24 protein-coding genes are annotated in these 26,301 nt (G+C 60.6%); 6 read left to right on the top strand and 18 right to left on the bottom strand.

The window, feature by feature from the left end; translation table 11 throughout:
• Nucleotides 1–514 precede the first annotated feature (514 nt).
• Entirely contained in the window at nt 515–1,114 is a 600-nt protein-coding gene (locus tag FJ930_RS11770; protein WP_141837739.1) for a GNAT family N-acetyltransferase, read from the top strand.
• A 12-nt stretch (nt 1,115–1,126) separates the two neighbouring features.
• Here FJ930_RS11770 and FJ930_RS11765 read toward each other — a convergent pair whose 3' ends face one another.
• On the bottom strand, nt 1,127–2,320 hold the full coding sequence (locus FJ930_RS11765) for an acetate/propionate family kinase (protein ID WP_141837737.1): 1,194 nt from the start codon (nt 2,318–2,320) through the stop codon (nt 1,127–1,129).
• Nucleotides 2,321–2,482: 162 nt separating this feature from the next.
• Here FJ930_RS11765 and FJ930_RS11760 point away from each other — a divergent pair, with 162 nt between their 5' ends.
• Both FJ930_RS11760 and FJ930_RS11755 read left to right on the top strand, forming a co-directional pair.
• On the top strand, nt 2,483–4,879 hold the full coding sequence (locus tag FJ930_RS11760; protein ID WP_141837735.1) for a phosphoketolase family protein: 2,397 nt from the start codon (nt 2,483–2,485) through the stop codon (nt 4,877–4,879).
• 4 nt (nt 4,880–4,883) lie between these two features.
• Nucleotides 4,884–5,315 carry a potassium channel family protein gene (locus tag FJ930_RS11755; protein WP_141837733.1) on the top strand — a complete coding sequence of 144 codons (432 nt, stop codon included), beginning with the start codon at nt 4,884–4,886 and terminating at the stop codon, nt 5,313–5,315.
• A gap of 370 nt (nt 5,316–5,685) precedes the next feature.
• Here FJ930_RS11755 and hemA read toward each other — a convergent pair whose 3' ends face one another.
• From hemA to FJ930_RS11715, 8 genes are all read right to left on the bottom strand, one after another.
• Nucleotides 5,686–6,963, bottom strand: coding sequence for a 5-aminolevulinate synthase (gene hemA / locus FJ930_RS11750; protein ID WP_141837732.1), 1,278 nt, complete (start codon nt 6,961–6,963; stop codon nt 5,686–5,688).
• A 138-nt stretch (nt 6,964–7,101) separates the two neighbouring features.
• Complete coding sequence (locus tag FJ930_RS11745; RefSeq protein ID WP_141837730.1) at nt 7,102–7,746, bottom strand: helix-turn-helix domain-containing protein; 645 nt, start codon at nt 7,744–7,746, stop codon at nt 7,102–7,104.
• A gap of 299 nt (nt 7,747–8,045) precedes the next feature.
• Nucleotides 8,046–8,492 (bottom strand): pyridoxamine 5'-phosphate oxidase family protein, encoded by a 447-nt coding sequence (locus FJ930_RS11740; protein ID WP_141837728.1) that lies wholly within the window; start codon nt 8,490–8,492, stop codon nt 8,046–8,048.
• A 38-nt stretch (nt 8,493–8,530) separates the two neighbouring features.
• Entirely contained in the window at nt 8,531–9,169 is a 639-nt protein-coding gene (locus FJ930_RS11735) for a phosphoribosyltransferase family protein (RefSeq protein ID WP_246676877.1), read from the bottom strand.
• Nucleotides 9,170–9,217: 48 nt separating this feature from the next.
• On the bottom strand, nt 9,218–9,655 hold the full coding sequence (locus FJ930_RS11730) for a DUF2267 domain-containing protein (protein WP_141837726.1): 438 nt from the start codon (nt 9,653–9,655) through the stop codon (nt 9,218–9,220).
• A 76-nt stretch (nt 9,656–9,731) separates the two neighbouring features.
• Entirely contained in the window at nt 9,732–10,106 is a 375-nt protein-coding gene (locus FJ930_RS30070) for a hypothetical protein (RefSeq protein WP_181763351.1), read from the bottom strand.
• Between the two features lie 140 nt (nt 10,107–10,246).
• Complete coding sequence (gene fixJ, locus FJ930_RS11720) at nt 10,247–10,861, bottom strand: response regulator FixJ (protein ID WP_140748307.1); 615 nt, start codon at nt 10,859–10,861, stop codon at nt 10,247–10,249.
• The gene (locus tag FJ930_RS11715) at nt 10,848–12,338 is read right to left on the bottom strand and encodes a PAS domain S-box protein (RefSeq protein WP_348642228.1); all 1,491 of its coding nucleotides are present in this window, start codon (nt 12,336–12,338) and stop codon (nt 10,848–10,850) included. The genes fixJ and FJ930_RS11715 overlap by 14 nt, the downstream gene beginning before the upstream one ends.
• A 735-nt stretch (nt 12,339–13,073) precedes the next feature.
• Here FJ930_RS11715 and FJ930_RS11710 point away from each other — a divergent pair.
• Both FJ930_RS11710 and mgtA read left to right on the top strand, forming a co-directional pair.
• Nucleotides 13,074–13,886 (top strand): universal stress protein, encoded by an 813-nt coding sequence (locus FJ930_RS11710; RefSeq protein WP_141837977.1) that lies wholly within the window; start codon nt 13,074–13,076, stop codon nt 13,884–13,886.
• A gap of 77 nt (nt 13,887–13,963) precedes the next feature.
• On the top strand, nt 13,964–16,570 hold the full coding sequence (gene mgtA / locus FJ930_RS11705) for a magnesium-translocating P-type ATPase (protein WP_141837724.1): 2,607 nt from the start codon (nt 13,964–13,966) through the stop codon (nt 16,568–16,570).
• Nucleotides 16,571–16,656: 86 nt separating this feature from the next.
• Here the strand turns inward: mgtA and ccoS are convergent, their stop codons facing one another.
• The 8 genes from ccoS to ccoN form a co-directional block, all read right to left on the bottom strand.
• Entirely contained in the window at nt 16,657–16,812 is a 156-nt protein-coding gene (ccoS, locus tag FJ930_RS11700) for a cbb3-type cytochrome oxidase assembly protein CcoS (protein WP_140748298.1), read from the bottom strand.
• The gene (locus FJ930_RS11695; protein ID WP_141837722.1) at nt 16,809–19,091 is read right to left on the bottom strand and encodes a cation-translocating P-type ATPase; all 2,283 of its coding nucleotides are present in this window, start codon (nt 19,089–19,091) and stop codon (nt 16,809–16,811) included. The genes ccoS and FJ930_RS11695 overlap by 4 nt, the downstream gene beginning before the upstream one ends.
• Complete coding sequence (locus FJ930_RS11690) at nt 19,088–19,585, bottom strand: FixH family protein (protein WP_141837720.1); 498 nt, start codon at nt 19,583–19,585, stop codon at nt 19,088–19,090. Before FJ930_RS11690 ends, FJ930_RS11695 begins: the two co-directional genes overlap by 4 nt.
• The gene (gene ccoG, locus FJ930_RS11685; RefSeq protein WP_141837718.1) at nt 19,582–21,141 is read right to left on the bottom strand and encodes a cytochrome c oxidase accessory protein CcoG; all 1,560 of its coding nucleotides are present in this window, start codon (nt 21,139–21,141) and stop codon (nt 19,582–19,584) included. The genes FJ930_RS11690 and ccoG overlap by 4 nt, the downstream gene beginning before the upstream one ends.
• Before the next feature lie 173 nt (nt 21,142–21,314).
• Nucleotides 21,315–22,178, bottom strand: coding sequence for a cytochrome-c oxidase, cbb3-type subunit III (gene ccoP / locus FJ930_RS11680; protein ID WP_141837716.1), 864 nt, complete (start codon nt 22,176–22,178; stop codon nt 21,315–21,317).
• Nucleotides 22,179–22,180: 2 nt separating this feature from the next.
• On the bottom strand, nt 22,181–22,330 hold the full coding sequence (locus FJ930_RS11675; protein WP_015316364.1) for a cbb3-type cytochrome c oxidase subunit 3: 150 nt from the start codon (nt 22,328–22,330) through the stop codon (nt 22,181–22,183).
• A gap of 10 nt (nt 22,331–22,340) precedes the next feature.
• Nucleotides 22,341–23,072, bottom strand: coding sequence for a cytochrome-c oxidase, cbb3-type subunit II (ccoO, locus tag FJ930_RS11670; protein ID WP_140748283.1), 732 nt, complete (start codon nt 23,070–23,072; stop codon nt 22,341–22,343).
• A 12-nt stretch (nt 23,073–23,084) separates the two neighbouring features.
• Nucleotides 23,085–24,695, bottom strand: a complete 1,611-nt coding sequence (ccoN, locus tag FJ930_RS11665) for a cytochrome-c oxidase, cbb3-type subunit I (protein ID WP_141837714.1) — start codon at nt 24,693–24,695, stop codon at nt 23,085–23,087.
• Nucleotides 24,696–24,848: 153 nt separating this feature from the next.
• Between ccoN and FJ930_RS11660 the strand changes: the two genes are divergently transcribed.
• Nucleotides 24,849–25,370 carry a hemerythrin domain-containing protein gene (locus tag FJ930_RS11660; protein ID WP_141837712.1) on the top strand — a complete coding sequence of 174 codons (522 nt, stop codon included), beginning with the start codon at nt 24,849–24,851 and terminating at the stop codon, nt 25,368–25,370.
• A gap of 79 nt (nt 25,371–25,449) precedes the next feature.
• Here the strand turns inward: FJ930_RS11660 and FJ930_RS11655 are convergent, their stop codons facing one another.
• Nucleotides 25,450–26,178, bottom strand: coding sequence for a Crp/Fnr family transcriptional regulator (locus tag FJ930_RS11655; RefSeq protein WP_141837710.1), 729 nt, complete (start codon nt 26,176–26,178; stop codon nt 25,450–25,452).
• Nucleotides 26,179–26,301: the final 123 nt, after the last annotated feature.

Here is a 26,301-nt window from a genome sequence, read left to right as displayed (position 1 = left end):
TCCCGCTTGCATTGAAACTAGTCGTCCTCCTGATCCTTAGGTTCGCCAGACCATACGAGACGATACGAAGGATATGGGTTGGTTAGACATCCGCTAAGCCATTGATTTTATTGAGGAACATCACGCTCTCAGGCCTGCCGTATTGTTATTTATCAATGATTTATGTCAACTTCTTCGAAGTTGAATTGAGCATTATCGAATAAGTCGTCGAGGTTTGAAGGAAATGACTTTGAGCCTGTTCGTCAATTTCTGCGTCTCGGTGATGACACCTGTCTCACACATGGGTTCAAGACTGCCGGTCTCACAAGACCTTGCTGCGATCCGTGCGGGGATTGACGGCAACGACGTGCGAAAGGGGTGGTTTGTCGCTTAGTCAGCGGCGTTCAAACCGCGCGGCCGATGTCCCAAAAGGCTCTCGTCAGCCGCATGCGCATCGACTTCGAGGCGGGCTTCGGCTGGAGAGTGAATTTTCAAGGTCCTGTCTTTGCGCTAGCTCAAGGCAGCGAGGCCCGCGGTGACTTATGGGAGGCTCCATCGCGCCATCTGCAACGGGCGCTGTCGCTATCGAAAGGCTACTCAAATGGACGCTCAATCTTGGGAAATCACCACCCGCACTGGCCTCAAACTGCATGTGCGAACCGCGGGTGCAGGCGACGAGGCCGTTCTCGATGAACTCTTCCATCAAGTTCGCGAAGATGATCTGCACTTCCGTTTCCTGTCTGGCCAAAAAGCCGTCAGGCCCGAACAGATCCATGCAATGATTGATGTCGATCATCGCACGACCGAGACCTATATCGGCTTTATCGCCGGCAGCAAGTTCGCGGTCACGACGGCCATGCTGGCCTGCGACCGGCATGGCCGCCGTGGCGAAGTCGCCGTCTCGGTGCGCGCGGACTACAGGGACTGCGGCATTGGATGGGAGATGCTGTCCTTTGTCGCCAAGCAGGCGGAGAGGAGCGGTCTGGCAGCGATCGAGTCGATCGAAAGCCGAGACAACTTCGATGCCATCGAGCTTGAACGAAACATGGGCTTCGTCGTTCGTTCCTACCCGGACGACCCTACGCTGGTGCTGGTCACAAAGCAGCTCGGCAATCAAGCCGCCGAAGCCTCTTAGCCGAAGTTTTGGCTACGCATGAAAGTCGGGTCGGATCGCCTTTAAAGCATGCCGGGCAATCATCGCTTCCTCGTCGGTCGCGACCACGCGAACCTCGACACGACTTGCCGGCGTGCTGATTTTCGCGTCATTGCGGGCGTTTGCGTCCAGATCGAGTTCGATGCCCAGCCATTGCAGCCTCCGGCAGACGAGTTCGCGCACGCGCGGCGCGTGCTCGCCAATGCCCGCCGTAAAGATCAGGCCGTCCAGGCCGCCGAGCGAACTGACCAGCGCTCCGGATTCACGTGCAATCCGGTAGCAGAAAAGCTCGACGGCTTCGGCAGCGGCGGCGTCGGTGCTGGCGAGCAGCTTGCGCATGTCGCTGGAGATGCCGCCGGAAACGCCAAGCAGGCCGCTCCGGCGATAGAGCAGATCCTCGACATCGCTCACGCCCATGCCCCGTTGTTGCAGCAGATGAAGGACAATGCCCGGGTCGAGACTGCCAGGTCGCGTTCCCATGATCAGGCCGTCAAGTGTGCTGAACCCCATCGTGGTGTCGACGCTTGCGCCTGCGCGCAAAGCACACAAGCTCGCGCCATTGCCCAAATGCGCGATGACGACGCGCGCCTTGGCCAATTGCGGAGCAATCTCTGGCAAGCGACCTGCAATATATTCGTAGGAAAGGCCGTGAAAGCCGTAACGCCTGAGGCCCGCTGCCTCAAACTCACGGGGGAGCGCGAAACGCTTAGCCACTGCTGGCATGGTGTGATGGAAAGCAGTGTCAAAGCACACTATCTGGGGCAGGGCGGGACGCACCAAGGCAATGGCTCGGATCGGTGCAATGTTCTGCGGCTCGTGCAGTGGCGCCAGTGGGGTCAGATCGTCCAGTGCCACCAGAAGATCTGGAGTGACCAGCTCCGGTCCCAAATGGTCGGGCCCGCCATGCACGATCCGGTGGCCAACCACTACGACGCGATGGTTGGCGGCATGGCCTTCAATCCAATCGATAACCTTTTCCAACAGGGACCGGAAGTCGCCGGCGGCGTCGGGCCAGGTCTGATCGGCCGACACTGCCGCAGCCTCGTCCGTTACTGTCAGTCGCGGGTTGGTGTTGATTTCCTCAATCTCGCCCCGAAACGCCGGGACCAGGCGATCTCCATCGTGAGCAAACAATGCGAATTTGAGACTGGATGAACCGGCATTCAGTGTCAGGATCGCGTCAGCCATCGTCTCGATCTCCTAATGCGCGACTTGCCCGGCTCGCGAATTGCAATCCTTGACCGACATCAAGGCGATCAGCGGGACGGAGTTCCACAAATGGCGAACCTATAGTGGAACCGACTCTCAACGGTCATGTTCATCTGGCTATTGTGTCCACGGAGAACGCGAATGACGAGCGAAAACAGAACCCGAGCACGTGCCAAGTCTCTGTCGCCCGAACAGATGAACCTCATGAATGCCTGGTGGCGCGCGGCCAACTATCTGTCCGTCGGACAGGTTTATCTCCTCGACAACCCGCTGCTCCACGAGCCGTTCAGCATGAAGGACGTCAAGCCGCGGCTTCTGGGCCACTGGGGCACGACACCTGGCCTCAACTTCATCTACGTCCATCTGAACAGGATCATCAAGGAGCGCGACGACAGTGTCCTTTTCATTGCGGGACCGGGTCACGGCGCGCCCGGTGTGATCGCCAACACCTGGCTGGAGGGTACTTACAGCGAGCTCTATCCCAACGTCTCGCAGGATGAAGCCGGCATGCGCCATCTATTCCGGCAATTCTCCTTCCCTGGCGGCATCCCGAGCCATGCGGCCCCAGATACTCCAGGCTCGATTCACGAGGGTGGAGAACTCGGCTATTCCCTGTCGCATGCATTCGGCGCCGTCTTTGACAATCCGAACTTGATTGCCGCATGTGTGGTGGGAGACGGTGAGGCCGAGACGGGACCGCTCGCGACCTCCTGGCATGGAACCAAATTCCTCAATCCGGCCAGTGACGGGGCGGTCCTCCCCATCCTGCATCTCAATGGCTACAAGATCGCCAACCCGACCGTCCTTGCGCGCATCAGTCCTGCCGAATTGGAGGCGCTGTTCAAGGGCTACGGCTATCGCCCGATCTTCGTCGAAGGCGATGAACCCGCGGATATGCACCAGAAGATGGCGGCAGCGCTCGACGACGCCTTTGCCGACATCGGCGAGATCCAGCGAAATGCACGTGAAGGCGGCGAGGTGAGGCGGCCGATCTGGCCGATGATCGTGTTGCGGTCGCCGAAAGGCTGGACAGGACCAAAGACCGTGGACGGGAAAAAGGCCGAAGGGTTCTGGCGCTCGCACCAGGTGCCGTTCACCATGGACAGGCCCGAGCATCTCGGCCTGCTCGAGGAATGGCTGCGCAGCTACCGCGCCGAGGAGCTTTTCGACGAGGCCGGTCGTCTACGTGCCGAGATAGCCGCATTGGCACCGACCGGCGAACGACGCATGAGCGCCAATCCGCATGCCAATGGCGGGGCGCTGATGCGTCCGCTGCGATTGCCGGATTTCAGGAATTATGCGGTGACGGTCGCGCGCCCGGGCGGCTCTGAAGCCGAGACGACACGGGTTACCGGCGCCTTCCTGCGCGATGTCATGAAGGCCAATGCGGAGTGGCGCAATTTCAGGGTCTTCGGTCCCGACGAGACGGCGTCCAATCGACTTCAGGATTTGTTCGAGGTGACGGATCGAGCCTGGGACGCCGAGACCCTCAGCTATGACGATCACCTTTCGCCGACAGGCAGGGTGATGGAAATCCTGAGCGAGCACACCTGCCAGGGTTGGCTCGAGGGTTATCTGCTGACCGGGCGGCACGGCTTCTTTTCGTGTTACGAGGCTTTCATCCACATCGTGGATTCCATGTTCAACCAGCACGCCAAATGGCTCAAAGCCTCGAAGGAGATTGCCTGGCGGCGGCCGATCGCGTCGCTCAACTATCTTCTTACGTCCCATGTCTGGCGCCAGGACCATAATGGCTTCAGTCATCAGGATCCGGGCTTCGTCGATCATGTCGTGAACAAGAAGGCCGATATCGTTCGCGTCTATTTTCCGCCAGACGCAAATACGTTGCTTTATGTCACGGACCACTGCCTGCGCAGCTGGAACCGCGTGAACGTCATTGTCGCCGGCAAGCAGCTGCAACCCCAGTGGCTCGACATGGACCAGGCAATCAAGCACTGCGCCGCCGGCGTTGGCATCTGGGAATGGGCCAGCAACGATCGTGGCGATGATCCCGATGTCGTTATGGCCTGCTGTGGCGATGTGCCGACCCTGGAGACACTGGCGGCGGTGGACCTGCTTCGCACGCACCTGCCGAAACTGAAGGTTCGCGTCGTCAACGTGGTCGACCTGATGACGCTGCAGCCCAAAAGCGAGCACCCACACGGTCTCTCGGATGCCGACTTCGACGAACTCTTCACCAAGGACCGCCCGGTCATCTTTGCCTATCACGGCTACCCCTGGCTGATCCATCGGCTGGCCTACAAGCGCACCAACCATGAAAACATGCATGTTCGTGGATACAAGGAGGAGGGCACCACCACGACGCCATTCGATATGGCTGTGCGCAACGACATCGATCGCTTTCATCTGGCGATGGACGTCATCGATCGCGTCGGCTCGCTGGGCTCGACCGCTGCGTATGCGAAGCAGGCATTCCGCGACAGCCTGATCGAGCACAAGCAATACATAGTCGAACATGGAGCCGATATGCCCGAGGTCAGCGGCTGGCGTTGGCCGGACCCGTCTCGCGCTGCCTGAGCCGATGTTTGCGGATCTCGCAACGGGTACGATAATCATCGGTCTGACCGTGCTTATCCACACGTTCGGCCTGATGGCGATTACGAGGGCAATGGCCAAGCTGGTCCTGTATTTCCGCATGCATGGCAGCCGGGGCCGGGTGATCGCCATGATTACCGTCGTGATGGGGCTGTTTGCGGTGCTCACCACGGAGATATGGCTGTGGGCGGTATGCTACAGGCTGTTAGGCGTTCTTCCCGATTTCGAGACTGCGCTGTACTTTTCAACAGTCACGTTTTCGACCATTGGCTATGGCGACATCGTCCCCGCCAATGGCTGGCGCATGCTGGCTGCCCTTGAAGGGATCAATGGGTTTCTGCTGATCGGCTGGTCGACCGCTTATCTGATAGCAGCCGGAACCAGGGTTGGACCTTTCCGGGCCGGGGAACATTTCTGAGTTGCCCTGCTTGTTCCAAACTGGCGGCCCTGAGGTCGGCGACCAACCCGGCGAGGGATCCGAGCGCGAGAACGGCGATCGCAGCACCTAAGAATGGCAGGCTAGCAGTCCGTGTGAATAGATCGCTCACGAACAGCGCCAGCAATGCGCTGAACGATAGACGCACTATCGTGCGCGTCGCCTGCAACACCAGGTTTGAACGCAAGTCTGAAGCTGCCAGGGCCCTGGCAGCGGGAAGTGTTTCGGGCCCGGAAAATGGAGTGTGAGGGCGAGCGCCGGCACCGCCTTGGAACGACCTTGCCTTGTCTTGGCCATTCTCGCGGAGGTTTGGGGGAGCTGTGAACATGGGAGATTGTCTCCGCGGTGATACTCAGCCGCCCGACTTGAGCACCAGCAGCGGAATGATGCGGTCGCTTTTGGCGACCGAGGGCCGTCCGGCCGAGCCGTAGGGGATGCCGAGCGCATCCCAGGTCTCGACCAGCGCGTCCTGCAGTTCGGCGATTAGGGCGTCCGAATGGAACGGCGTCGGTGTGATGCGCAGCCGCTCGGTGCCGCGCGGCACGGTCGGATAGTTGATCGGCTGGATGTAGAGGCCGTGCACGCCAAGCAGCCGGTCGCTGGCCATCTTGCACAGCTCCGGATCGCCAACCAGCACCGGCACGATGTGGGTGGGGGAGTCCATCACCGGCAGGCCGGCGGCCGACAGGATCTGCTTGGTGCGGCTCGCCTGCCGCTGCTGTGCCTCGCGCTCGGCCTGCGATTGCTTGAGATGGCGGATCGACGTGGTGGCCGCGGCCGCGATCGCCGGCGGCAGCGCCGTGGTGAAGATGAAGCCGGGCGCGTAGGAGCGCACCGCGTCGACCACCGCACTGGTGCCGGTGATGTAGCCACCCAGCGTGCCGAACGCCTTGGCCAGCGTGCCTTCGATGATGTCGATGCGGTCGGCCAGGCCCTCGCGTTCGGTGATGCCGCCGCCGCGCGGCCCGTACATGCCCACCGCATGGACCTCGTCGATATAGGTCATGGCGTTGTAGCGCTCGGCGAGCTCGACGATCTCGCTGATCGGCGCGATGTCGCCGTCCATCGAATAGACGCTCTCGAAGACGATCAGCTTGGCGCGTTCGCGCCCCGCCGCCTGCAGCAGGCTTTCCAGATGCGCGACGTCATTGTGGCGGAAGATCTTCTTCTCGGCGCCCGAGCGCCGCACGCCCTCGATCATCGAGGCATGGTTCAGCTCGTCCGAGATGATCAGGCAATTGGGCAAAAGCCGCGCGATGGTCGAGATCGACGCTTCGTTGGAGACGAAGCCGGAGGTGAAGACGAGTGCCGCTTCCTTGCCGTGCAGGTCGGCAAGCTCATGCTCGAGCTCGACCAGCGGGTTGGAGGTGCCCGAAATGTTGCGGGTGCCGCCGGCGCCGGAGCCCATTTTGCCGGCCGCGTTCTGGAACGCGGCGATGACGTCGGCGTGCTGGCCCATGCCGAGATAGTCGTTGGAACACCAGACGGTGATTTCCTCGGCGCGGCCGTTGGAGCGCCAGATGGCGCGCGGAAACTTGCCCGCGATGCGCTCGAGGTCGGCGAAGACGCGGTAGCGACGCTCGGCATGGAGCTGGTCGATCGCTTCTTCGAAGAACCGCTGGTAATTCATGAGTTCGTCCCCTGATCGAAAAGTTTTCGGCTGGTCCGGGCAATAAATGGGACGACGATTCTCATGCCGCTTTGATTTCCATCAAGGGCAGAGCCCTTCACGCGCAGTTGAACGGTCGGCGGCGAGATCGATCAAATGTCATTCGCTGATGTTGCGCAGGGCCTCGTATCTGACGATCTCAACATTGCGCAGGCCATGCAGGCGGATCATGCCCTTGTCCTTCAGCTTGGTGAACACGCGCGACACGGTCTCGATGGTGAGGCCCAGATAGTCGCCGATATCCATCCGCGACATTGGCAGTTCGACCGGCTGTAGCCCACCCTGGCGCTCGGCCATGTCCAGAAGGAACGCCGCTACGCGTTCGACAGCAGTCTGGCGCCCGAGAACCAGCAGATGCTCCTGTGCCCGCGTCAGACCCTTCAGCGCAAGGGGAAGCAGTTGACGGGAGACGTCCGCGTCAGCCGCGAGCCGGATGGCGCGAACGCCGGTCGCGTTGATGGCTTCGGCAAAGAAGTGATGCGTCGTGTCCGCTTCGAAGCCGAACGTCTCGCCGGCAAGGTGAAAGGCACTGATCTGTCGGCGGCCGTCGGCAAGCAGACGGTAGATGCGAACGGCGCCGAACTCGATCTGGTAGAAGGCTCCGGCCTTCTCGCCCTGGGCATAGATTTCCGAGCCGGCGGTATGGAAACTGACCGGCTGCGGCGCATTGTCGAATGCCGCACTTGGGGTCATCCGTGCGGATTGCGAAGGCAGTGCAATTCGGGAGGCGGTGTAGGCGTGCATGGCTGTTCCCCGGTTGATCCGTGTCACAGCAATCGCGCGAATCCAGCTGTCGCGAAATTCGGTTATGTCCCTAAGGGATATTACCTAGACTGACTGGTAGCGCCATTCCGCTCACCCCCTCGACGCATGCGCCGCGCCGCATACCTTCGAACCCTGGGCCATGACCGCCCCGGACGATTTCGATGGCATCGCGCCTCCCGCATGGGCCTGGCAAGGGCTCGGCATTGACGATCGGGAGACGGTCCTGAGTGGAAATACCAGGATACCGGCAATGTGCCGCTGCTCCCGCCTGGCCCGCCCTAGTCCTTGGCCTCTCGACCGGACACTTGCTCCACGGAAATTCTGAAGAATACGTGAGGGGCGCTATCCGACACCGGCGGCGAGACCGGCTTAAGGCCGCCAGGCTCCCACCAGTCGGTGTGCTTGCTCAGCATCGTCCAGGCATGATCCCGCTCCAGCTTGTGGCCGAGGCGGTCCGGCAGTTCCTGGAAACGACCCTCGACAACCACGCTTTTCCAGTTTCTCCCTTCGCCGCGTTCGCCGACTTGAACGCAAACCAGCGGGTTCGCGCGCATGTAGTCGAGCTTCCTACCGGGCATGGAGAACGCATAAAGATGGTTGTCGGCGTGCGCGTAGTGGATTGGCACGACATAAGGTTGTCCGTCTTTCGCGCATGCCAGATGGCCCACACGATTGGCGGTCAGCAACTTCGTACACTCCAGGGTGGAAAGCGTTCGAATGAGCATCGGTGCGATCTCCTATCTTTCGTGACTGTCGAAATTCGTCACGTCGGCGCCGGCGGATTTTCGCCACCATATCGGATGACGTGCCGGCTGGCTGCCTCGGTCAGGCCAGCCGTGACCTCTTCGTCCGAAACCCGCGGAAAGCGTAGGAAATGATAGCTCAATGCGCGGAATTGGCCCGGCTGACTGAGGCATACGACCCGATCCGCTTCGCGCGCGAGATCCGCCACCGCATCCGGGGGAGAGACAGGAATTGCGACAACGATCTCTCTGGGAGAGCGGCGTTTCAGCGCGCGTATCGCCACCTTTATGGTCATTCCTGTCGCGGCTCCGTCGTCGACGACGACCATGGTTTTTCCGGCAACCGACAGGGGCTTCCGGTTGCCGCGATAGACCAGGCGCCGACGTTCCAGTTTCGGGCGTTCAGCACGGATCAAGGCAGCGAGAGCCGCATCGTCGAGCGCGTAGGTTTCAATGATTTCCCGGTTGAGAACGACGTCCGGCGGCTCGCCATCCACAAGGGCCGCGACTGCGACTTCCGGGTTGCCTGGTGCGCCAATCTTGCAGACGATGAGCAGGTCGAGAGGAGCATTGAGTGCCCTGGCCACCTCCACCGCGACCGGAACGCCACCGAGCGGGAGTGCCAGCACGACCGGTTCGTGCAATTGAAGCTTTGCCAACTCGGCGCCAAGCTTCTCTCCGGCATCCTTTCAGTCACGAAACATCGCTCAGTCCGCCGGCCAAAGTTGACGAAGCGACTTCTTCAGGGAGTTTCTCACCTGGACGATCTCTCCATGCGATATGTGGCGTTCGAGAAGCGCGAAGACAGCATTGAGGGCGACGTCGAAATCGACGTCGTCATCATAGCCGAAGCTTGCTCTGACGCTGGCGATGAAGTCGCGCTTCTTTCTTTCGCACACAGGCGTCGAGGATGGCTTCCAGCCGTCGAAGTAAACGCCGCGGATCAACACGGGCAGTTGTGCCGAAAGGTCGGCCATTTCTGCTGTCGACAGCCAGTCCCGCAACGTGTGCAGGACGGATCGCATCAACCGATAGGCGCTCGGCTCGCTCCAGTTGAGATCCTTGGCGAGCTCCTTGACCCAATGCTCCGCCTGCTGTGAAGCGTGGCTGAAACCGCCAAAGGAAGAATGGGACAAATGGGTCATCGCGCGTGTTCCCTGAAGATTTCCCGCCAGTGTCCAATTTCTTCCCTGTCCGCGCATTGCGTTGGATCAAGTCATATTATCCGCGCCGACGACGCTGGAACGGCTGGCCATCTGTAGGTTCGTGACCCACATCTTCGCGCCGCGGACGGCCACCTGGCGGTGACGTCCGATCGACGAAAGCAGCTTCCGCAACGCTGTCCGATTGACGAGCGGTGAATGCCTGGCTGCCCGGCGACGAAGAAGCGGACAGCGGTGTGCCGGCGGTGACCGGCTTCGCGTCAGCCGCGCCGGTGGCGTCTAAACAATGATGCGGTGGCTCACAAAAATGATTCAGATCAAGGCGGCGCTTGGTGCGCGCACGGATCATATGAAAATAATGTGGGAACCGATCCAAAGCGCTCCGTTTGACCGGGAGCTTGAACTGGCCGTCTTGGACGAAGACGGCGAGCATGCGCTTGTCTTTCCGTGCAAGAAGATCCTCGGGGGCTGGCAGAACGCCGCAAGCGGCGTGCGTGTCGAAATCCGGCCCACGCATTGGCGTGACTGGCGGAGAGCCGACAGGGCAACGACCGACCGGCCTGCCAGCCAGCCTTAGTTCTTCGATTCGACGATCAAGGCCATGCGCACGAGATGCGAAAGGCTGCCGGCGCCCATTTTGCTCATGACATTGGCGCGATGAATTTCAACCGTGCGGGGGCTGATGCCCAGGTCATAGGCGATGGTCTTGTTGGGCATGCCGGAGACAAGCCCATCGAGAACCTGCCGTTCCCGTTCCGACAGCGTCGACCGACGTCGTTGTATGTCGGCGGATTGGGGATGCGTGGCGTTCAGCTGATTGCTGTTATCCAAGGCGGAGCGGATCGCGCCGAGCAGGGCTTCGTCGTCGAAGGGTTTTTCGATGAAATCGGCAGCGCCTTCCTTCATCGCTTGAACGGCAAGCGCCACATCCGCGTGCCCGGTCATGACAATGACCGGCAGTTTGTAACCCCGCTTCCTGAGTTCTCGCAGCAGTTCAATCCCATCGATGCCGGGCATGCGGACATCGGTCACGACGCAGCCTTCCAGGCGGTCGGTGGCGGCAGTCAAGAATGCCGTTGCCGATTCATGCAGGCGAACGGCAAAATCGGCGGTCGCCAGCAAAAAACCGAGCGACTTGCGAACATCCACATCGTCGTCAACCACATGCACGAGATCAATGGCGGCCACTGGCGACCTCTTCCTTTTCGATGATGCGCAAGGTGAATCGAAAGGCTGTTCCCCCGTCGGGCATAGGCTCGGCCCAGATGTGCCCACCGTGCGACTCCACGATGGTGCGGCAAATGGACAGCCCGACACCCATACCCTGCTTCTTGGTCGTTACAAATGGCTGGAAAAGCTGGGCGGAAACCTCCGGCGAAAGTCCGCTCCCCGTATCGATCACACTGACCTCCGCCATGCCGTCCGCTCGTGCGACGGTCGTGACGTGCAACTCGCGCCGCGGCGTGCCTTGCATGGCCTCCACCGCGTTGCGCATCAGGTTCAGCAGGACCTGCTGGATCTGGATGCGATCGGTCAGCACGAGTTCGGCTGCAGGATCAAGTTTGAAAGAGACTTTCAGGTCCATTTCCCTCGCGCCCACGAGCGCCAGGGATGAGGCCTCGTCGATCAACGCGGGCAACCGTTCGACCTGGCGCTCGCTCTCGCCTCTCGCAACGAAGTCGCGAAGGTGTCGAATGACTTCACCGGCCCGAAGAGCTTGTTCGGCCGCCTTCTCGACCGCGTCGCGAAGCATCGGGGCGTTCTCTTCCGTGCTCTTCTCAAGCAGCCTGCGGCTGCCTTTCAGGTAATTGGTGATGGCGGTGAGCGGCTGGTTGATCTCGTGCGCCAAGGTGGAGGCCATCTCTCCAAGCGCGGTAAACCGCGCCATATGGAGCAGTTCCATCTGCTGTTCCTGTATTCTCGCTTCCGCCCGGTGACGCTCCGTCAGATCGCGGCAGAAGCCGGTAAAGAACCGTCCGGTCCCCGGGTTCATTTCGCCCACGGCAAGCTCCATCGGGAAGGTGGAGCCATCCTTGCGCATACCGGTGACGGTGCGGCCGAGCCCAATGATCCGGCGTTCTCCCGTCGTGAGGTAGCGGTGCAGGTAGGCATCGTGCTCGCCGCGATAGGGAGACGGCATCAAGATATTGACGTTCTGGCCGATGACTTCACTTGCCCGAAAACCGAACAATGTTTCGGCCGCGGTGCTGAAGGACTGAATGCGGCCTTGTTCATCGATGACGACCATCGCATCGGGCACCGTTGCCAGGATCGAGCGCAAATGGTCTTCGCGAAGCTGCAGGGCGGCATTGGCAAACGAAAGTTCGCTGACGTCATTGCCTTCGACAAAGATGGCTGTGATGCGGCCATCGTCGGCCTTGATCGGTTGGTAAACGAAATCCAGGATGCGCTCTTCGACAGCCTCGTCATTCTTGTTTCGCAGGATGATCTTGACCCCACGGCCCCGGTACGGTTCGCCGGTCTGGAACACCTGGTCGAGCTGCTCGTAGAAGCCTTGTCCCTCAAGTTCCGGCAGGGCATCGCGAACCGATTTGCCGATGACTTGTCGTTGCCCGATAAGGCGTTGGTAGGCTGTATTGGTCAGTTCGAAAATGTGACCCGGTTCGCGCAGCAGCGTCATGAAACCGGGAGCCTGGTCGAACATCAACGCCAACTGCTCGAGTTCGGCCTGCGTCCGCCGATCGGCGCCGACGCGATCGGTGACCTCATTCACAAAACAGAGAACGCCGCCGATCGTGCCATCATCGTCGACGACCGGTGAATACGAGATATCGAAATAGGCTTCCTCGCCAAAACCATGTCGCTCCATATGGAACGGGCGGGCTTTTGCGACGACGGTTTCTCCGCGTTCGCGGACCTTGCGAAGCAGCGGTTCGAGGTCCGCCCACAACTCCGCGCGGCTTTCCACCGCGGGCCTGCCGTATGCCCATGGGTGTTTTTCGCCGAGCGAAGGGATGTGGGCATCATTGTACAGGGCGACATATTCCGGCCCCCAGAACAGTACGATCGGAACCTTTGCCGGCAGCATCGTGCACACTGTGCTTGTCAGCGTCCGGGACCACGACGCGATTGGACCGATCGGCGACTTCGGCCAGTCACAGGACATGATCAACCTGCCGATCTCGCTGTCTCCAAGTGACAATGCAGATCTCAGCATTGCCATGCCGTCGGACGAGATTGGTACTCCTTCGGTGTTCACATGAAGTTCCCGATGCGCAGAACAGCTCGGTGGCTGATCTATCATTCAATCGCTTTGTAATCACGCAAAACCAGCAACGGATGTCCGTCGCAGGCGGATTCTGGATTTGATGCGCGTCAAGGCGCCGGGCGCGGATGAATGCACTGGATGCTGCGCTCAATCCCTCGCGAGGTCGCCACAATGTCCTACAAGTCAATCGCCGTGAATCTTGCCGTGGATACGGCCCCCGATCCAATCCTGAAGGTTGCCGTTGACCTTGCCGGTCGATTTGGCGCCCGCCTCATCGGCCTGGCCGCGGCTGATGTGCCGCCTCTCGTAACCACCGGCGACGGCTTGGTCTTCGAAGGCGAGATCATGCAGATCCAACGAGAGGAAATCGAAAAGCGACTGGGCGAACTCAAGTCCGCGTTCGCGAGACTGGTTCCAGCGTCGATCGACAGCGAATGGGGCCAAGCGGTCTGCAGCCCGACGCGTTTCCTCACGGTCTCGGCCCGCGCCGCCGATCTCCTCATCGTCGGAAGCGAGCAGAAGGGCAATGTGTATCGGGCCGTGGATTTCGGCAGCCTTGCACTTGGTGCCGGCCGGCCCGTCCTTGTCTGCGCGAACAATGTCGAAGTCGTGCCGATAAAGACCGTGCTCCTCGCCTGGAAGGACACGAGGGAAGCCCGGCGGGCGGTGTCGGATGCATTGCCCATGATGGCGAAGGCGGATGACGTGGTCGTCGCGAACATGGATACGGATCCTGATGGCAGTATCCGCAACAGCCTGGACGATGTCATCGCCTTCCTCGGCGTTCACGGCATCAAGGCACGCTCTGAACTCATCGCGGGCGAGGGGGATGGCGAGCAACTGCTGGAATTCGCACGATCGATCCACGCCGATGTGATCGTTTCGGGCGCATACGGTCATAGCCGGCTGCGAGAATGGGCCTTTGGTGGCATCACGCGGACATTGCTCGAAGACAGCGGTATCAACCGTCTCCTTTCCTACTGATGTTCTCTCGTCATGCACGCTGATTGCTGTCGGCCAACCCAGCGATCTGGATTGGCCGGCAGCAAAGGAAACGCAACATGCAGTCCGCCCCTGCTTCGATAGGCATTGCAAGTCCGCAAGGCGCCTACTGGTCGATCGAGAGCAGCGAGCTGTTGCAGCGTCTGCAAGCGTCGGCGACGGGGCTAGCGAGCGCCGAAGCCGAAGCGCGGCTCGCCAAAATCGGCTGGAACAGTCCGACATCGCAAACCAGCTCTTCGGCGCTGAGCGTGTTCGGTCGGCAATTTCGCAGCCCACTCGTTCTCATCCTCATCTTTGCCGCCGTCGTTTCAGCGTTCGTTGGAGATGGCCAGGAGGCCGCGATCATCGGCGTGATCGTGTTGGCGAGCTGCGCGCTGAGCTTCACGCAGGAATACGGCGCCTCGCGGGCGACGCAAGCACTGAAACAGCGTATTTCGCGCAAGGCGGCCGTCTTGCGCGACAATGCCGAGCGCTCCGTCGATGCCGAGGGGATCGTACCGGGCGACATAGTGCGGCTCTCGGCCGGGAATCTGATTCCAGCGGATGGTGTCCTCCTCGAAACCTGTGATTTCAATGTCAGCGAGGCCGTGCTCACCGGCGAGACATTTCCGGCCGTGAAGGCACCGGGGCGATCGGCGCCGGATGCTCCCATTGCCCAGCGCTCAAACGCGGTGTTCACAGGCACGTCGGTGCGCAGCGGGACCGCCACCATGCTGGCCGTAAATACCGGAAGCCGCACCGAGTTCGCCTCCATCGCCGCGGCTCTGGAACGGAATATTCCTGAAACAGGATTTGCCAAGGGGATCAGGCGGTTCGGCTACCTGATGACGGAGATAATGCTGGCAATCGTCATCATTGTTTTCTTTGCCAATCTGCTGCTGCAACGGCCCTTGATCGAGTCCCTGCTGTTTTCCCTGGCTCTGGCGGTCGGCCTTACGCCGGAACTGCTCCCGGCCATCATCAGTGTGACGTTGGCCAAAGGCGCGCGCGCCATGGCGGCAAATGGGGTCATCGTACGGCGTCTCGACGCGATCGAAAACCTGGGCAGCATGGATCTGCTTTGCACCGACAAGACCGGAACCTTGACGGAAGGGGTTATCCATCTTGACGGATGGGTTGACGTCGATGGCAATCCGTCGGCCGACATCCTGCTTTGGGCGCGTCTCAATGCGTGCCTGCAGACCGGGCTGAAAAACCCATTGGATGAAGCGATAGCAGCAGCACAAGGTGGCGGCTCCAATCAGGAAGCCTTCATCAAAGTCGATGAAATTCCGTATGATTTCATCCGCAAGAGGCTGTCGGTCGTCGTGCGCGGCAAAGGAGCTGACGACCTTCTGATCTGCAAGGGCGCGGTTCAGAATGTGCTTGAGGCCTGCAGCTCGGTTCGTACCGCGAAGGGGTCGGAACCGCTTGGTCTCGAGCAGCGCGATGCAATCGAGGCGAAGTTCCGCGGTTGGAGCGCCGACGGCTACCGTGTGCTCGGCGTGGCTGTTCGTGAGCACGAAAAGCGGGCACATTGCACCAGAGACGACGAGATTGCACTCGACTTCGCAGGTTTCCTGCTCTTCCTTGATCCGCCCAAGGCTGGGGTGCGCGAAACGCTGGCGGCACTCGGGCATCGCGGCATCGCGGTGAAGGTCATCTCCGGGGACAACCGCTACGTCGCGGCACACCTTGCCGATGCGGTGGGGCTGCGCTCGGATCGCATCATGACAGGCGAGGATCTGGCAAAGCTCACCAAGAGCGCACTCTTCGGGCGCGCAAAAAACACGGACCTCTTTGTCGAAATCGATCCCAACCAGAAGGAACGCATCGTCGAAGCCTTCAGAAGCCACGGACACGTCGTCGGCTACATGGGAGACGGCATCAATGACGCGCCGGCCCTCCACGAGGCCGACATCGGCATTTCGGTGGACACGGCCGTCGACGTCGCCCGGGAAGCCGCCGACATCATCCTTCTGAAGCAAGATCTGGGTGTCGTCGTGCGCGGCGTCGACGATGGGCGCAAGACCTTCGCCAACACGATGAAATATATCTCCATCACCACCAGCGCCAATTTCGGCAACATGATCAGCATGGCGGTCGCATCGTTGTTTCTGCCATTCCTGCCGATGCTGGCAACGCAGATCCTGCTGAACAATCTGCTCTCCAGCATTCCATCGCTGGCAATCGCCGCGGACAATGTCGATGCGGAGCAGACCAGCCGGCCGCGCCGATGGGACATCCACATCATCAGGCGCTTCATGATCAGCTTTGGTTTGCTGAGCTCCATGTTCGATTTCGCGACTTTTGCCTTTCTGTTGCTCGTCATTCACGCCGCCCCCGACGCATTCCGGACGGCGTGGTTCGTCGAGTCGCTAATGACCCAACTGGCGATCGTGCTGATCGTGCGCACGCACAAACCGTTCTGGGCAAGCCGCCCCGGCAAGGCGCTGGCCTGGCTGACCGTGGCGGTCGGCTTTGCGGCTGTCGTCATTCCCTATGTACCGTTGTCAGCCGCATTTGGGTTCGTCCCGTTGCCGTTGACCGTCCTTTCCGGCCTTCTCGCAATCACGGCAACGTATCTGGGGGCATCCGAAGCCACCAAACGATGGTTCTTTGGACAGGAAATCCACCGCCGGCGACACACGCGTGAGCGAGGCGTCGACGCTCGCCATGGAGCATGACGCGAGCACCTGAAACGCAAGGCTCATTGTTCTCGGTCAACACGATGGCGGCCCATACTGTGCTCGCGCCCTTGTCTTCTCGCAAGTTACCGCGCAGGTTTGTCTTCCTGATCCGTCAGGATGCGTTCCGCGGCGCCGTCAAGGTCCTCATATTGACCACTCTTCAAGGCCCAAAGGAAACCGACAAGGCCGAGTGTGCCAAGAAAGAGAGCGACCGGAATCAGGTAGACGAGCGTTGTCATGACAGAGCGGCCGAGGGTTGGGCTTTGGAACCGAGCGTGTCGGAAGACGGGCGCTTGCGCCGGACGGATTCATGCAGGCGCAACGCGTTTGCAATGACCAACAGCGAGGAAATCGACATCGCGGCGGCCGCGATCAGCGGCGTGACGTGGCCCAGGATCGCGACTGGCACTGCGATCGCATTGTAGATGATGGCCAGGGCGACATTCTGGCGAATGAGGCGGTCCGCTTTTCGCGAAACGTCCAGCGCGAAGGGAATCGCCAGGAGGCTTTCGCGAAGGAACACAAAGTCCGCGGCGCTGCGGCCGATGTCGGCCGCCGTGGCTGGAGCGATGGAGACGTGCGCCGCGCTGAGCGCCGGCGTGTCGTTCAAGCCGTCGCCGACCATCAGAACCCTGTGCCCGGCTCTCGCGAGGTCTTCCATGCGTTCGACCTTTCCGGACGGCAAGAGGCACGGAACGAAGTTGCCGATAGCCAGCGTCCGCGCGACTTGGCCACAGGCACGCGCCGTGTCGCCGGATAGCATTTCGACTGAAACTCCAGCGTCTTCCAACTGGACCAAAGCTGTCCGGGCGTCGGAGCGCAGCGCATCGTCGAATTCAAAGGTCGCGACGATCATGCCGTTCTTCGCCAAGACCGTTCCGCCGAAGCCATGCTTGCCTTCACCCCCGGTTCTGGCTTTCCACCCTGCCCAACCGCGCCGGCCCAACCGCCAGGTGCTTCCGGCGGCAACGGCCTCAATGCCAAAACCCGGATGTTCGGTGACGTCGTCGAATTTCATTTGCCCGCCGGGACCGGCAAAACCGGCGATCGCTCTTGAGAAAGGATGGCGAGAGTTCGAGGCCATGTCGGCCGCGATCGCCAGCATGGCCGGGTCGATCGACGGCGCATTGACGAGGCGGGGCTGTCCGAGGGTGAGCGTACCTGTCTTGTCGAACGCCGCGATATCGATTGTTGCCAGGCGCTCCATCGCTGAACCATCCTTGACCATGATGCCGTTTTCGAACAAGCGCCGTGCGGCGACCACCTGCACGATCGGCACCGCGAGGCCCAGCGCGCAGGGACAAGTGATGATCAGGACGGCGATCGCGATGGTAATGGACCTATGCCAGTCGCCGGTGGCGGCCATCCATCCGAGGAATGTCGCAAAGGCGGTGAGGTGAACCACCGGGGCATAGAGCGCCGAGACCCGATCGGCGATGCGGCGGTACTTCGCACGTCCGCCCTCGGCGGCCTCCATCAGCCGAACCATCTCGGCCAGAAACGAGTCCTTCGCCGCAGCTGTACATTCGATCGTCAGCGGCCCGGTCAGATTGAGGATGCCGGCCTGGACGATCTGTCCGATGGATGCGTTTCGCGGCGTGCTCTCGCCGGAGACCAGGGAACAGTCGAGATCCGATGTCCCTTTGACAATCCGTCCGTCCACCGGAACCCTTTCGCCCGCAGCCACAAGGACCTGCATTCCAGGTTCAATTTCCTCGACAGGCAGATAGTCGCGCGAACCATCGCCGCGCACGATCGCCGCGCCGCGGGCGGCAAGCCGCGACAAGCCCTTCACAGCGGTTCGCGCGCGTTCGCGCATGACATGGTCGAGCGTTCTGCCGATCAGCAGGAAAAAGAGGAGCGATACCGAGGCATCAAAATACGCATGATCGCCATGGTTGATCGTCTCGTAAAGGCTCATTGCATAGGCCAGAGAGACGCCCACCGCGATCGGGACATCCATGTTCATGCGACCATGCCGCAAAGCAGTCCAGGCCGAGCGAAAGAAGATGCCGCCGGCGAACGCAAGCGCGGGAATGGCAATAAGCGCCGATACCCAATGGAACAGGTCACGCGTCGCGCCCTGCGCTCCAGACCAGACCGAGACGGAAAGGAGCATGATGTTGCCCGCGGCAAAGCCCGCCACAGCCACGGCGCGAATCAATTCCGACAACGTCTCGTCCCTTTGGTCGGCTGCCGGATCGTAAAGGTGCGCGTCGTAGCCAAGCCTGCCAAGTGTAGCCACGAATGGCGGCACCGCGCCATCACGCCAGCGGACCGAGACGCGTTTGGTCGACAGGTTTACGCGCGCGCTCTCGACCCGCTCAAGGCCGGCGAGCGCCGTCTCGACAATCTGGATGCAGGCGCCGCAATGGACCGCGGGCACGGAAAGGTCGGTTTGGATGATGCCGTCGCCAAGCGGCCGGCTTGCCAGGTTGATTTCCTGGCTCGATGGTAGATTTGCAGTCGAGCCGCCCAGATCCAGCGCGGACTCAACGCCGGGTGCGCAACAACTCATTGGATCTCACCGTGGGCGATGATGAGCCGCCGAACCTCGCGATACGGCTCGGAGAGCCCCGCGTCGGCATCAACCTCCACGATCCAGACCCCGTCTTTTGGCTGATGGCGCGCGGCGAATTCCTGTCCAACACCCGAAGCCAGAATGACCAGCTTGTCTTCTGTCTCGTATGCCGGGTGGCGAAACATCACTTTGACGCCGTGCAATGCGACCGGCTTGCCGGAGGCATCCGCCAGGCTGTAGCGGATGTCTCCGCCCGATATGACGAGTTGGCTTTTCCAGCCGAGTGATGCCTGGGCGCGGCCTTGCTCGGCCTTCTTGTTAAACTGCTGGCTGGCGACAAAGGTATTTTCGACGACGAGGCCGGTCCAAGTGGTGTTTGCAAGGGTCGCCATCAAGACGTTGACTCCGATGACGACACCGAAAAAAGCGACGAAGACGGCCAACATGTGCCGACCGGTGAATTCGCGGGGCTTCCGTGTCGCGACACTCATTTGCTGCTCTCCGGCGCGTTGAAGGTGGCGGTGTATTGGTTCGACTCGAATGATGCCTTGTCCTCGGCCACGAACCTGAAGGTCTGCGTTGCACCCTGAATCCGAGCGACTGGAAGGCGCACGAAAATCTTCAGCGTCTTCAAACGGTCGGGTTCGACCGGGATCGCAAAGGAGCGCCCTGCGGGAAGCTCGCTGCCAACGAGGCTCATTTCCGCGCCTTCGAGCCCTTCGAGCCTGACGACAATTGTCCGTGGCTCCGGGATCATGTTGAGAAGCTTGACGGTGTAGCCATTGCGAATGGCGCCATCCGACAAAGTGACAAATTGCGGGTTGCGGTCGTGGAGCACGTTCACTTCAAGCCGGTCGCGTGTCAGAAGCGAGTAGAGCAATGCCAGGCCGAGCATGGACCATAGGCCCATGTAAGCGAAGGTGCGTGGTCGAAAGATCTTCCTCAGGTGAAAGTGGGCAACCTTGTCGGAAAATTCTCCGTCACCGGTCCTGATCAACGAAGGCCTGATGGGCAACGTCCCCTGAGCCGTGGCCAGGGCCATATTGGCATTGTAGTCGGTGAGCGTGGCGTAGGAGATCAGTCCGCGCTCTCTGCCGAGCTTGTCCATGACCCCGTCGCAGGCATCGATGCACAGAGCGCAGGTAATGCATTCGAGCTGCTGGCCGTCGCGGATGTCGATGCCCATCGGGCAGACGGCAACGCAGGCGTTGCAATCGACGCAATCCCCTGTTGGAAGGCCCGCCACCTGGGCTTTCTTGGCGTGTCGCGAACGCGGCTCGCCGCGCCAGTCATTGTAGGTGACGGTCAGCGAACTCTCGTCAAGCATGGCTGCCTGAATCCGCGGCCATGGACACATGTATGTGCAGATCTGTTCGCGCATCAGTCCGCCGAAGGTGTAGGTCGTCGCTGTGAGCACACCGATCGTGATGTAGGCGATAGATGCAGCAGCGCCCGTGATGACCTCTCCAAGCAGCGTCGGCGCATCGGCGAAATAGAAGATCCATGCTCCGCCTGTCGCGATGGCGATAACTAGCCAGATGAGATGTTTGGCCGTCCGAAGGCCGAGCTTGCGAATTGTCCAGGGTCCGGCGTCCAGTTTCATGCGTGCATTGCGATCACCCTCGATCGCCCGTTCGACGACAAGAAACAAATCGACCCAGACGGTCTGCGGGCAAGCGTAGCCGCACCAGGCTCGCCCGACCGTCGACGTCAGCAGGAAGAGGCCGACCCCGGCCATCACGAGGAGGCCAGCGACGTAGTAGAATTCCTGCGGCCAGATCTCGATGAAGAAGAAGTAGAAACGCCGATTTGCGAGATCCACCAGCACCGCCTGGTCTGGTGCGTATGGGCCGCGGTCCCACCGCAGCCACGGTGTCAGGTAGTAGATGCCAAGGGTGATGGCCATCACCAGCCACTTGAACTGGCGAAACCGACCAGAAGCACGCTTGGGAAAGATCTTTTTGCGCGCCGCATAAAGCGGCTGCCGCATCTTGGCGGAATTGACCGGCTCTGCCTCAAGCCGTTCTATCTGTGTTTGATCCAGCACAGGTATCTCCAAACGCGTAGCCGATGATCTCGCGTTGGACAGGTTTGCCGCATGGCGGTCCAGGCCGCGTTGATGCAAGTCAATCCGCTATCAATCCACAAAACAGTCGAGGCCCGGCATGGCCGGGCCCCGTCGCTTTGGCGGCAGAGGGCAGGGAATAGGTCTCCCGCTTCCTATTCCCCACCGCCAAGCGAATGGATGTAAACAGCGAGTTCCTCGACCTTGGTCTCGCCCAGACGCGGACCCCATGCAGGCATCACACCATTCCTGGGCGCACGTATCTGTGCCGCGATCGCAGCTTCACCCGAACCGTAAAGCCAGATCGCGTCGGTCAGATTGGGTGCACCGACCTCGCGGTTGCCTTTTGCGGTGTCGCCGTGGCAGGCGGCGCAATTATCCGCGAACACCTTGGCGCCCGGAGCGATCAGGGCGGCGTTGTCAACGGTGCCCGACAGGCTGGCGACGAAAGTGCTGACTTGCGCGATCTGCTCCGCAGACAGGACCTCCGCGAAGGCCGGCATCTCCGAAGCCCGTGTGTCGGAGTCGGATGAAAAGCGAATTCCGTGCGTAATTGTCTGCTGGATCTGATCCGGCTTGCCGCCCCAAAGCCAATCATCGTCATTGAGATTGGGAAAGCCTTTCGATCCCGTCGCGCCGGAACCATGACATTGAGTGCAATTGACCTTGAACGCGGCTCCGCCGGCAGCGATGGCGAACTCCCGCAATGAATCGTCGGCGAGTATTTCGGAGACGGATTTGGACTGCACCGCCGCCACATATTTGTCTTTCGCGGCGTCGGCGGCCGCGAGCTCGTTCTTGACCTCGTTGCGGCTGGAATAGCCAAGCACGCCTTTGGTCGCGGATGTCAGCATCGGCCAGGCAGGATAGGCGACCGTATAGCCGATTGCCCAGACGATGGTGATGTAGAAGGTAATGACCCACCACCGCGGGAGCGGATTGTTGAGTTCCCTGATACCATCCCATTCATGGCCAGTCGTGGAGACGCCCGACACCTCGTCGATATGCTGGTCGCTCATGGTCAGTCGTCCTTAAGAGGGATTCGGGCTGCTTCGTCGGCTTGGCTCTTGCCTCCAGGTCGGAGAGCGAAAACGATCGCCCCGACAAAGAACAGGGCCATGAAAAGCAGCACCCAACTGTCGGCGAATTGCCGCATCGCATTGTAATCCATGGCATTCTCCTCAGCGGTATCCGGCAGATTCGTCGTAGTTCTTGAAGTCGACCAAGGTCCCGAGGACCTGCAGATAGGCGACAAGTGCGTCCATCTCGCTTACCTGGCTTGGATTGCCGTCGAAATCGCCGACCTTGGCCTTCGGATAGCGTTTCAGAAGTGCGGTCGTGTCGGCAGCCGGATCCGCCTGCGCTTTCATGTCGGCATCGGCGTTGGCGATCATGTCGGGCGTATAGGGAACACCAACACGAGCGTTCGCGACGAGATGCGTCGAGAAGTTTTTCAGGTCGAGTGGCGTGTCCTTCAGGAAGCCATAGCTCGGCATGACCGATTCAGGCACCACCGACTGTGGATTGGTCAGGTGCTGGGCGTGCCATTCGTTTGAATAGCGGTCGCCGACACGCGCCAGATCGGGGCCGGTACGCTTGGATCCCCACTGAAAGGGGTGATCGTACATCGACTCCGCCGCGAGGCTGTAATGGCCATAGCGCTCGACCTCGTCGCGGAAGGGCCTGATCATCTGGCTGTGGCAGAGATAACAGCCTTCGCGCACATATATGTTGCGCCCGGCGAGCTCGAGCGGCGAATACGGCCGCATGCCTTCGACCTTCTCGATCGTGTTGTCGAGATAGAAGAGCGGTGCGATCTCGACGATGCCGCCTATCGTCACGACCAGCAGGGAGCCGACCAGAAGAAGCGTCGCGTTCTTTTCGATGACCGAGTGTCTGTCCATCAAGCTCATTGGAATGGCTCCTTACTGCGCAGGCTGAAGGGCGGGGACCGAGCCCGGCATGGGTGCCTCTTCGCGCTGGCGACCGAGGATCGTCATGGCGATGTTCCAGGCCATGATGAGGGCGCCAGAGAGATACATCGCCCCGCCGATGGCACGCATCACGTAGTAGGGGTGCATGGCGGCCACGGACTCGGCGAAGGAATAGACCAGGAAGCCCTGTTCGTCGTATTCGCGCCACATCAGGCCCTGCATGATGCCGGAGACCCACATCACCGCCGCGTAGACCACGATGCCAAGCGTCGCGAGCCAGAAGTGCCACGTCACCAGGCGGAGCGAATAGAGACGTTCGCGGTTCCAAAGCTTCGGAACCATGTAGTAGAGCGCGCCGAACGAGATCAGGCCGACCCAACCGAGCGCACCCGAGTGAACGTGGCCGATCGTCCAGTCGGTATAGTGCGACAGTGAATTCACCGTCTTGATGGACATCATCGGACCTTCGAAGGTCGACATGCCGTAGAAAGCGATGGCAGCGACCATCATGCGGATGATCGGATCCGTGCGGATCTTGTCCCAAGCGCCCGACAGCGTCATCAGGCCGTTGATCATGCCGCCCCAGGACGGCATCCAAAGCATGATCGAGAACACCATGCCGAGCGTCTGCGCCCAGTCGGGCAGGGCGGTGTAATGCAGGTGATGCGGACCCGCCCAGATATAGAGGAAGATCAGCGCCCAGAAGTGGATGATCGACAGGCGGTAGGAATAGACCGGCCTGTTGGCCTGCTTCGGCACGAAGTAATACATCATGCCAAGGAAACCCGCGGTGAGGAAGAACCCGACCGCGTTGTGGCCGTACCACCATTGGGTCAGGGCATCCTGCACCCCGGAGAATGCCGAGTAGCTCTTGGAACCCAGGAAGGAAGCCGGCATCGACAGGTTGTTGACCACATGCAACATCGCGATCGTCACGATGAAGGACAGGTAGAACCAGTTGGCGACGTAGATATGCGGCTCCTTGCGCTTCAGGATCGTGCCGAGGAAGAGGATGAGATAGGCGACCCAGACGATGGTCAGCCAGATGTCGACATACCATTCGGGTTCGGCGTATTCGCGAGCTTCGGTAATGCCGATCAGGTAGCCCGTCGCCGCCATCACGATGAAGAGCTGGTAACCCCAGAACACGAACCAGGCGAGATTGCCGCCGAACAGGCGTGCGCGGCAGGTCCGCTGAACAACATAAAATGATGTACACAGCAGCGCATTGCCGGCGAATGCAAAGACAACGCCCGACGTGTGCACCGGCCTTAGCCGACCGAAATTGAACCATGGCTGGATGTTGAGCTGCGGATAAGCCAGCTCCAGCGCGATGACGACGCCGACCAGCATGCCGACGACGCCCCAGAACATGGTCGCTATGGCACCGTAGCGGATGGGGCCATCCATGTAGGCCGCGGGATCGATAGGGGCAGCCGGCGCGAAACTCGTGTTGCGGAGAAGGAGGGCGGTAAAACCAAGCAGCACGACGAACAGGATCCACATGTGTTGCCGGAAGGGCTCGTCCACGCCGAAGCCCGCGGCCACAAGCGCGGCAAAAGCGAATAGGCCCAAAGCAAAGATTTCTGTCCCAAATCTCATGACATGTCCCCGAGCGCGACGTTGGATGCGCGGCTGTGAATCCGATGCCGCATCAATTCCGCGAGCGGCCGGCTGGCGCCTTGATCCATGTCAAAGTCCGCGCTTCGCCACTTCGACAATCTTGCGCATTGATTTCACGCGTGGAGGTCCCTGATGGCCAGCGGCAAGTCCTCAGTCGTCGTAAGATGCGATACGCCGGAAGCCTGTCCGGTGGTCACGGCCTGTCTGCAGGGAGGTCGGGTGCCGTGCCTGGACGTCTGTCGCTGGCATGATCAAAAGCTGCGGCTATGTGACGAGCTGGAAGCTATCGCCGACGGATTGCCGGCGAAGGTGGACCGTTTGAAATGCCTCCTGGTCGCGAACGAACTCGTGCCGTTGTTGCGCACAAGCCACGCCTACGAAGAGGAATATATCTTTCCCGCGTTCGCGCGCGACAGCGGTCAAGGCGCATCTCGTGCCGCCTCCGTCCGTCGGCTCAAGGCAGAGCACGTCGAGGACGAATGCTCGGCCCAGGACTTGACCGATACCCTGCTTGCCATCGGGCACGGCAGCGCTATCGCCAACCCCGAGGCTTTGGGGTTCATGCTGCGTGGATTCTTCGACAACATGCGCCGGCACGTGGCTTTCGAAAGAGAGCACGTGCTGCCCATGATCCCGGCGAGGGAACTTGACTAGGACGTTTCACGGAACGCTCCAACTCTTTGTTTCCACGCAATTCCGGACGGAAAGCCGCTGCGCACGTTCCTGGAATTGCCTAGGCGCCTGAGCGCCGCTCCAGCCGGCTCATATTGTCAACGACGACACGTCTATTGTTTTCAATTCTGATCACCCCGTCCGCCCGCAATCTGGTCAGCTGGCGGCTGACCGTCTCGATCGTCAGGCCAAGAAAGTCGGCGATATCGGTTCGCGTCAGCGGGAGATCGAAGACTGTCGATACAGAGTCCTGGCCGTTTGCCGGATCGATGTTCGCTGCGATCATCAGAAGAAAACTGGCGACTTTTTCGGAGGCGGTTTTACGTCCGAGTGTCACCATCCAGTCACGAGCCTGGTCAAGTTCCTTCAAGGCTTGCTGGAGCAGGCGATGCTCAAGCTCGGGCGACGCCTTTATCATTCGATCGATGGCAGCCTTTGGGAATGAGCAAAGCGAAACGCTGGTCGCCGCCTCGGCGTTGATCGCACTTTCATGCTTGAACGGCCGCCCCAGAAAGTCGGGCGCGAACTGAAGGCCGACGATCTGTTGGCGACCGTCGGAGAGGCTCTTGGTGAGTTTGACCACGCCCGCGAGAACGTTCGAATAGCTTTCAACCGTTTCGGCGTCCCCGATCAGTTCTTCACCCGCCTCGACACTGTGCTTGACGGAGGTTTTGGCCAGTCCCACCAGTTGATCGGCGTCCAGTGCCCCGCAGACGCCGTAATGTCGCGCCTCGCAGGATTGGCACAAGACCGGAATGTCGGAATTGTGGATGTCCAGTCGCTCGGCCATTGCATCACCCATGAATCCGGATGCCGGCGGACAGCATCACTTCGGGGTCATGGTTGCCGTCTCCGCAGCGCCTGCACATTGATTGAAATCAAGGAATCGTGGTCTGCATCAGCCTAACTCGCA

Source organism: Mesorhizobium sp. B2-4-15 (assembly GCF_006658505.1).
In the GTDB taxonomy this organism is placed as follows: Bacteria; Pseudomonadota; Alphaproteobacteria; order Rhizobiales; family Rhizobiaceae; genus Mesorhizobium.
The sequence above is the reverse complement of the archived record's forward strand: the minus strand, read 5'-3'. Positions and strand labels throughout refer to the sequence as shown.